7 protein-coding genes and 3 tRNA genes are annotated in these 7,015 nt (G+C 33.9%); 6 read left to right on the plus strand and 4 right to left on the minus strand.

What is annotated here, in order from left to right; translation table 11 throughout:
- Positions 1-136 precede the first annotated feature (136 nt).
- Positions 137-1,561 carry a glutamate--tRNA ligase gene (gltX, locus tag H8909_RS12010; RefSeq protein ID WP_117458912.1) on the minus strand — a complete coding sequence of 475 codons (1,425 nt, stop codon included), beginning with the start codon at positions 1,559-1,561 and terminating at the stop codon, positions 137-139.
- A 47-nt stretch (positions 1,562-1,608) separates the two neighbouring features.
- Here gltX and H8909_RS12015 point away from each other — a divergent pair.
- A tRNA-Gln gene (locus H8909_RS12015) sits at positions 1,609-1,684 on the plus strand.
- A gap of 7 nt (positions 1,685-1,691) precedes the next feature.
- A tRNA-Gln gene (locus tag H8909_RS12020) sits at positions 1,692-1,767 on the plus strand.
- Positions 1,768-1,836: 69 nt separating this feature from the next.
- On the opposite strand, the gene H8909_RS12025 is transcribed toward H8909_RS12020, so the two are convergent.
- Positions 1,837-1,912 (minus strand) — tRNA-Glu (locus H8909_RS12025).
- Between the two features lie 224 nt (positions 1,913-2,136).
- Between H8909_RS12025 and murA the strand changes: the two genes are divergently transcribed.
- The 3 genes from murA (at position 2,137) to rpmE (ending at position 4,826) form a co-directional block, all read left to right on the plus strand.
- Positions 2,137-3,417 (plus strand): UDP-N-acetylglucosamine 1-carboxyvinyltransferase, encoded by a 1,281-nt coding sequence (gene murA, locus H8909_RS12030; RefSeq protein WP_187012994.1) that lies wholly within the window; start codon positions 2,137-2,139, stop codon positions 3,415-3,417.
- Positions 3,418-3,437: 20 nt separating this feature from the next.
- Positions 3,438-4,523 carry an aspartate-semialdehyde dehydrogenase gene (asd, locus tag H8909_RS12035; RefSeq protein WP_187012995.1) on the plus strand — a complete coding sequence of 362 codons (1,086 nt, stop codon included), beginning with the start codon at positions 3,438-3,440 and terminating at the stop codon, positions 4,521-4,523.
- A 99-nt stretch (positions 4,524-4,622) separates the two neighbouring features.
- Positions 4,623-4,826, plus strand: coding sequence for a 50S ribosomal protein L31 (gene rpmE / locus H8909_RS12040; protein WP_006507087.1), 204 nt, complete (start codon positions 4,623-4,625; stop codon positions 4,824-4,826).
- Between the two features lie 66 nt (positions 4,827-4,892).
- On the opposite strand, the gene rlmH is transcribed toward rpmE, so the two are convergent.
- Positions 4,893-5,372, minus strand: a complete 480-nt coding sequence (gene rlmH, locus H8909_RS12045; RefSeq protein ID WP_117460097.1) for a 23S rRNA (pseudouridine(1915)-N(3))-methyltransferase RlmH — start codon at positions 5,370-5,372, stop codon at positions 4,893-4,895.
- Positions 5,362-6,114, minus strand: a complete 753-nt coding sequence (locus tag H8909_RS12050; protein ID WP_187012996.1) for an MBL fold metallo-hydrolase — start codon at positions 6,112-6,114, stop codon at positions 5,362-5,364. The genes rlmH and H8909_RS12050 overlap by 11 nt, the downstream gene beginning before the upstream one ends.
- A 111-nt stretch (positions 6,115-6,225) precedes the next feature.
- Here H8909_RS12050 and H8909_RS12055 point away from each other — a divergent pair, with 111 nt between their 5' ends.
- Positions 6,226-6,804 carry a cytidylate kinase-like family protein gene (locus H8909_RS12055; RefSeq protein ID WP_117460093.1) on the plus strand — a complete coding sequence of 193 codons (579 nt, stop codon included), beginning with the start codon at positions 6,226-6,228 and terminating at the stop codon, positions 6,802-6,804.
- Positions 6,805-7,015 lie beyond the last annotated feature (211 nt).

A 7,015-nucleotide genomic window follows, 5' to 3' on the forward strand; every position in this document is an offset into this window, starting at 1 on the left:
TGCGCTTTTTTTTGAGGTAGAAATCCAAACACAAATGAAACCTCATATTATTCTACGAAACTAAAAAAAGCATCAACTTTTTGGATGTTTAAATCCTTAAGTTGATGCCATTGGGCTCAAGCGAGCCTCTTGTTTTTTATTCTGCTGATTCAGCAACTGATTTCTTTAAATCTTCGATAGCAACTCTAATTCTTCTTAAAGTTTCTTCTTTACCAAGAATATGAGCGATTTCTACAGCACCACCAGGAGTAAATGCTTTATTAGATAATGCAACACGGATAGGCCACATAATACGTCCATTCTTTAATTCATGGCTCTTAGCGATATCCATCATCATATTCATTAATCCTTCGTCATCATTATAATCTTCCCACTTTTCAAGTTCTGGTAAAGATAATTCTAATGCTTCTAAAGAGTTTTCAGGATTAGTCTTCATCTTCTTATGTTTATAGATAGATGCATCAAATGGTAATGTTTCATTGACAAAGTCCATTAATTCTGGAATGTCAGCTAATCTTTCAACACGTGGCTGTAATGCTTTAGAGATTTCTAATGTATTTACAGGAATAGTGATGAAGTCATAGTAAGGAGAAGCCACTTTGTGGAATTCTTCTAATGACATGTTTCTTAAATAAACACCGTTCATCCATTTTAACTTATCAATATCAAAGATAGCTGGAGCTTTAGAGATATGTTCAATGTTGAACTGTTCAATTAAATCATTTAATGAAAGGATTTCTTCATCAGCTGGAGACCATCCAAGTAATGCGATGTAGTTAAGGATGGCATCTTTTAAATAACCCTGTTTAGTTAAATCCTGGTAAGAGGCATCACCATTTCTCTTAGATAACTTAGCATGTTCATCCTTCATTACTGGTGGTAAGTGGATGTAAGTAGGTCTATCCCATCCATATGCATCATATAGAAGGTTATATTTAGGTGTAGAAGCTAAATATTCATTACCACGTACAACATGAGTAATACCCATTAAATGGTCATCTACAACGTTCGCAAAGTTATAAGTAGGGAATCCATCACTCTTGATTAAGATAGAATCATTTAAAGTAGTACAATCTACTTCAATATGACCATAGATTTCATCATCAAAAGTAGCCTTACCCTTATCAGGGATAGTCTGTCTAATAACATAAGGAACACCTGCTGCAAGCTTTTCATCAATTTCAGCCTGATCAAGCATACGACAAGGATCATAATCATTGTCAGCATCTTTATCACAGAAACAATAATGAGCACCGCCTAGCTCAATAAGCTTCTTAGCATATTCATGATAGATTGGAAGTCTTTCAGACTGGATATAAGGTCCACAATCTCCTGGCTTATCTGGTCCTTCATCCCAGTTAAGACCTGTTTCAGTTAAAATATCATAAATTAACTGAGTCGCACCTTCAACTTCACGGTTTTGGTCAGTATCTTCAATTCTTAAAATAAAGTCGCCACCCTGATGTTTAGCGATCAAATAACAGTATAAAGCTGTTCTTAAATTACCGATATGCATGTAGCCTGTAGGGCTTGGCGCAAATCTTGTACGAATTTTTGTCATTTTTCTCTTTACATCTCCTAAAATATATGTATAATATAAATTGCTGTTGGGGTATAGCCAAGCGGTAAGGCAGCAGACTCTGAATCTGCCATTTCACTGGTTCGAATCCAGTTACCCCAGCCATTTTTTTTGGGGTATAGCCAAGCGGTAAGGCAGCAGACTCTGAATCTGCCATTTCACTGGTTCGAATCCAGTTACCCCAGCCATTTTTTTTATACAAATAAACATTTTTAAAAAGAAAGCTTTGCTTTCTTTTTTTTATTCGCATAAAAAAATGGTAGTCCGTAGGGGGCTCGAACCCCTGAATGCTTGGATGAGAACCAAGTGTGTTGACCACTTCACCAACGGACCATGTGGTCATAGTATATCATGTTTTTTTTAAAAGTAAAATATTCTTTTATTAAAAAGGATTATTTACTTTCTGTTTTCTTTGTGATTTTCAGTAAAATACTATATAATGAATTCGTCGAGATAAATACCAATATTTTGACTTTAACTTATTAACTATTAACTTAAAAGTTTTTTAATATATATACATAAATTTTAAATAACCTTAATGAAAGGATTGAATAGAAATGTCAGAAGAAGTAATTGCTATTGAAGGTGGACATAAACTTAATGGAACAGTGACTATTTCAGGTGCGAAGAATGCAACTGTAGCGCTTATTCCTTCTATTGTATTATCAGATGAACCAGTTGAAATTTATAATGTGCCAGAAATTTCAGATGTTGATGCGTTAACCGTATTATTAGAAGAATTGAATTGCGTTGTTGAAAGGGATATATCCGTAGGTGAAATCGGTGTAGACCCAAGAAATATGAAAAATATACCACTAGTAAGCGATGCAGTTGATAAATTAAGAGCGTCTTATTATTTTATGGGTGCATTACTAGGTAAATATAAAGAAGTCACTATTAGAATGCCTGGTGGCTGTTATTTAGGACCTCGTCCTATTGATCTTCATTTAAAAGGATTTGAAGCATTAGGTGCTGATATTAATTATGATGAAGAAACAGGAACATATCATTTAAAGGCTGATGAACTTATTGGAACTGAAATCTATCTAGATTTCGCTTCTGTAGGTGCTACTATCAATATTATGTTAGCAGCAGTTAAGGCTAAAGGTCGTACTGTTATTGAAAATGCAGCTAAGGAACCAGAAATCATTGATGTTGCCAACCTTCTTACTAAGATGGGTGCGAGAATCCGTGGTGTGGGTACAGATACTATTACTATTGATGGTGTAGAACATATGCATGGTGCATATCATGAAATTATTCCTGATCGTATTGAGGCAGGTACTTTCTTGATTATTGCAGCAGCTATTGGTGAAAAGATGGTTATCCAGAGTATTATTCCACAGCATTTAGATGCGCTTATTTCTAAATTAAAGGAAATGGGCATTAAGATGGAAAAAATTGGCGACAGCATTGTTGTATATGGTAATGATGGAAATTTAAAGCCTGTTGAAGTAAAGACACAGATCTATCCAGGATTTGCGACAGACTTGCAGCAGCCTTTAACAACTCTATTAACACAGGGTAATGGACAATCTAAAGTATCTGAAACTATTTATAAAGAAAGATTTAAGCATTGTGCTCAGCTTAATAAGATGGGAGCAGATATTGAATTAGGTGAAGCATGTGCTTATATAAAAGGCAAGACACCTCTACATGGTGCAAGAGTAATGGCTACAGATTTACGCTGTGGTGCGGCTCTTGTGGTGGCTGGTTTAATGGCAGAAGGTAAAACAGAAATTACAAATGTCTACCATATTGACCGTGGTTATGATAATATAGACCACAAGCTCATCACATTAGGAGCACACATTACTCGTTATATGATTGACGATTAATGTTGATAGGAGGAGAAGCTATGAGTGACAAGTTAAAAGTTGGTATTTTAGGTGCGACTGGTATGGTTGGACAGAGATTTAATACTCTTCTAGATAACCATCCATGGTTTGAAGTGACTACACTTGCAGCAAGTAAGTCTAGTGCGGGAAAGACTTATGAAGAAGCAGTAAAAGGCAGATGGAAAATGGATACACCTATTCCTGAAGCAGTCAAGAACATTGTCGTAAAAGATGTTGCAGATGTAGAAGATATTGCGAAGGAAGTTGATTTTGTATTCTCAGCAGTAAATATGAGTAAAGAAGAAATCAAAGCAATTGAAGAAGCATATGCAAAAGCAGAAACACCTGTTGTTTCAAACAACAGTGCACACAGATGGACACCTGATGTTCCTATGGTTATTCCAGAAATCAACCCAGAACATTATGCTGTCATCGAAGATCAGAGAAAGAGACTAGGAACTAAGAAAGGTTTTATCGCAGTAAAGCCTAACTGTTCAATCCAGTCTTATACACCTTGCTTAGCAGCATGGAAGGAATTTGAACCAACAAAGGTTGTAGTAAGTACATACCAGGCTATTTCTGGTGCTGGAAAGACTTTTAAGGAATGGCCAGAAATGGTAGGAAACATCATTCCTTTAATCAGTGGGGAAGAAGAAAAGTCTGAACAGGAACCATTAAAAGTATTTGGTCATATTGAAAATGGTAAAATCGTTAAAGCTGAAGGACCTATTATTAGTGCCCAGTGTATTCGTGTACCAGTATTAAATGGTCATACAGCAACTGTTTCTATTAGTTTCAATAAGAAGCCTACTAAAGAAGAATTAATTGATCGTTTAAATAACTTCAAGGAACAACCACAGGAATTTAAGCTTCCACATGCACCTGAACATTTCATCAGATACATGGAAGAAGAAAACCGTCCACAGGTTACATTAGATGTAGACTATGAAGGTGGTATGGGAGTTTCTATTGGTAGACTTAGAGAAGATAACATCTTTGATTATAAGTTTGTAGGTTTATCTCACAACACTTTAAGAGGTGCTGCAGGTGGTGCTGTTGAAAGTGCTGAAATGTTAACAAAATTAGGTTATATTACTAAGAAATAAATTTAAAAAAGCTATTGTATTTCAATAAAAAATGATGTACAATACACTAGCAACTTACTTTGAAGTAGCAAATATTTCAAGGCGGAAGGAGATAAGACAATGAGAGCTGGAATTCATCCAAATTACAAAAAAGTAAAAGTAATCTGCACATCATGTGGTAACGAATTCGAAACTGGTTCAGTTTTAGATGAAATCCGTGTGGATACTTGTTCAAACTGTCATCCATTCTACACTGGTAAACAGAGATTTGCGAGTGCTGATGGTAGAGTTGAAAAATTCAATAAGAAATACGGTCTTAAATAAGACGCAAGAACCTGTTCTACAGGTTCTTTTTTTACGTAAAAAAGATGTCCATACTATGTATGGACATTATTTATGATATGTTTCGTTCTTCATAATCTTAAATGCACGATAAATCTGTTCTACAAGAATCAGACGCATTAATTGATGAGGGAAAGTCATTGGTGAAAAAGATAATTTAAAATCAGCTCTTGTCAGAACATCCTCTCCATGTCCTAAAGATCCACCAATCACAAATACAATAGTAGAATAACCATCAATCATCTTCTTCTCAATATATTGACTAAAAGCCACTGAATCCATCTCACGTGAAGCTACATCTAATAGAATCATAAAATCATTCTGTTTCACATGATCAAGAATCTTTCTTCCTTCTTTACTTTTCACAAGGGCCTCTTCTGCAAGAGAAGGGTTATTAGGTATCTTTTCATCAGGTACTTCAATTAAATCCACATGGGCATAAGCACCAAGTCTTTTTACATACTCCTGTACACCATCTCTTAAATACTTCTCTTTTAACTTACCTACAGTAATAATCTTAATGTTCATATTTTCCTCCAGAAACAACAGATGTTTGACTTGCTGCTTTAATCATCTCTTTATCAAATTTTATATTTTCTTCATCAAATATAGAATAATAAGTTTCTAATGCCTTTTCTTTCGTGTTGGCATCCTGTGATAAATGGGCTAATACAATTTCTTTCGTATTCTCACCAATCACATCACACATTAAATGAGCACTATACTCATTATTTAAATGTCCTGTATCGCCCATAATTCTATTCTTTAAAGAAAAAGGACGACGTGTAGCCATCAACATCTCTATGTCATGATTAGACTCTATAATATAATAATTCAAGTTGTGAATAAGTTCTTTATTCTTCTGTGATACATAACCTGTATCTGTCATATAGAGAAGTGTTTCATCACCAATAAAAATAAATCCAATAGGATTAGTTGCATCATGTGAAAGACGTAATACATATACATCTATATCACCAAATGTATAACTTGTATAAGGAACAAGTTCATGATCTTCATCTAGATCCTCTATATTACCTTTTGCGGTATATACTATTTCTTTATCAAATATATGTATATTCTTATTATGATCTGTATGATCATGGGTTAATAATACATAATCTATATCATCTATTGTATATCCAATTTCTTTTAATCGATAGACAAGCTGTTTCTTTGAGATACCACAATCTATTAAAATACCTGTAGTTTTTTCTACAATAAATGTGCTGTTTCCTTTAGAGCCACTTGCTAAAACATGGTATTCCATAATCCACCTCTTTCCCATGCATTATAGCACATCTCATTATTTACAATAAAGTTTCTTACATATTCTTTTAAACTTGTGATAAAATAAACATATAGAAGGAGGTTTTGTCATATGCCTAAAATTATTACAATCGCAAGAGAATATGGTTCCGGAGGACGTATCATAGCACAGAAAGTAGCCAATCTTTTAGGAATTGTTTATTACGATAATCAGATTATTGATTTAGCTGCACAGGAACTTGGATTTGATATTGAAACAATTAGGAAAGCATCTCAGGAAAAGAGTTCAGGATTCCTTTATGGAATGGCTGGAGGCACTTTCCAGATGCCTTTAAATGATCAGGTTTTCGCAACACAATCTAAAATCATTCGTCATCTTGCAAGTAACGATTCATGTATCATAGTAAATGGATGCGCTGATTATATTCTTGAAGATTATGATAAAGTATTAAGAGTCTTTGTCCATGCACCTCTTGAATCACGTATTAAGAGAGTAGAAGAAGAATATAAAGAAGAGCATGAGAATACAAAGAAGTATGTCATCTCAAGAGATAAGAAGAGAGCTAACTACTATAATTACTACACAACAAATAAATGGGGTCAGTTAAAGAATTTTGACTTAACTATTAATAGTGATTATGGTTTAGATGAAGCTGCTGAAATTATTGCGGAAATGTATAAGAAATTATAATAATAAGAAGCTGTAATAGATGATCTATTACAGCTTTTACTATTAGAGATAGAATAAATATGTTAAAATAAGATGAAATCAAATAAAGGAGAAAGTGTGAAACAAAAATCAATCAAAACGTATAAAAAAAGACAAACTTAAAAACAAGTTTGAATAATTTAGAAAAAATAGAATAGTTGAATTTTATGGTTTAGTTAATTTAGAAACGTCA

It is taken from the genome of Catenibacterium faecis, from assembly GCF_014306455.1.
In the GTDB taxonomy this organism is placed as follows: Bacteria; Bacillota_I; Bacilli_A; order Erysipelotrichales; family Coprobacillaceae; genus Catenibacterium; species Catenibacterium mitsuoka_A.

What these genes read in the sequence shown, in the direction of transcription:
- gltX (WP_117458912.1), bottom strand. Translation starts at nt 1,561, where the DNA reads ATGACAAAAATTCGTACAAGATTTGCGCCAAGCCCTACAGGCTACATG.
- murA (WP_187012994.1), top strand. Translation starts at nt 2,137, where the DNA reads ATGTCAGAAGAAGTAATTGCTATTGAAGGTGGACATAAACTTAATGGA.
- asd (WP_187012995.1), top strand. Translation starts at nt 3,438, where the DNA reads ATGAGTGACAAGTTAAAAGTTGGTATTTTAGGTGCGACTGGTATGGTT.
- rpmE (WP_006507087.1), top strand. Translation starts at nt 4,623, where the DNA reads ATGAGAGCTGGAATTCATCCAAATTACAAAAAAGTAAAAGTAATCTGC.
- rlmH (WP_117460097.1), bottom strand. Translation starts at nt 5,372, where the DNA reads ATGAACATTAAGATTATTACTGTAGGTAAGTTAAAAGAGAAGTATTTA.
- H8909_RS12050 (WP_187012996.1), bottom strand. Translation starts at nt 6,114, where the DNA reads ATGGAATACCATGTTTTAGCAAGTGGCTCTAAAGGAAACAGCACATTT.
- H8909_RS12055 (WP_117460093.1), top strand. Translation starts at nt 6,226, where the DNA reads ATGCCTAAAATTATTACAATCGCAAGAGAATATGGTTCCGGAGGACGT.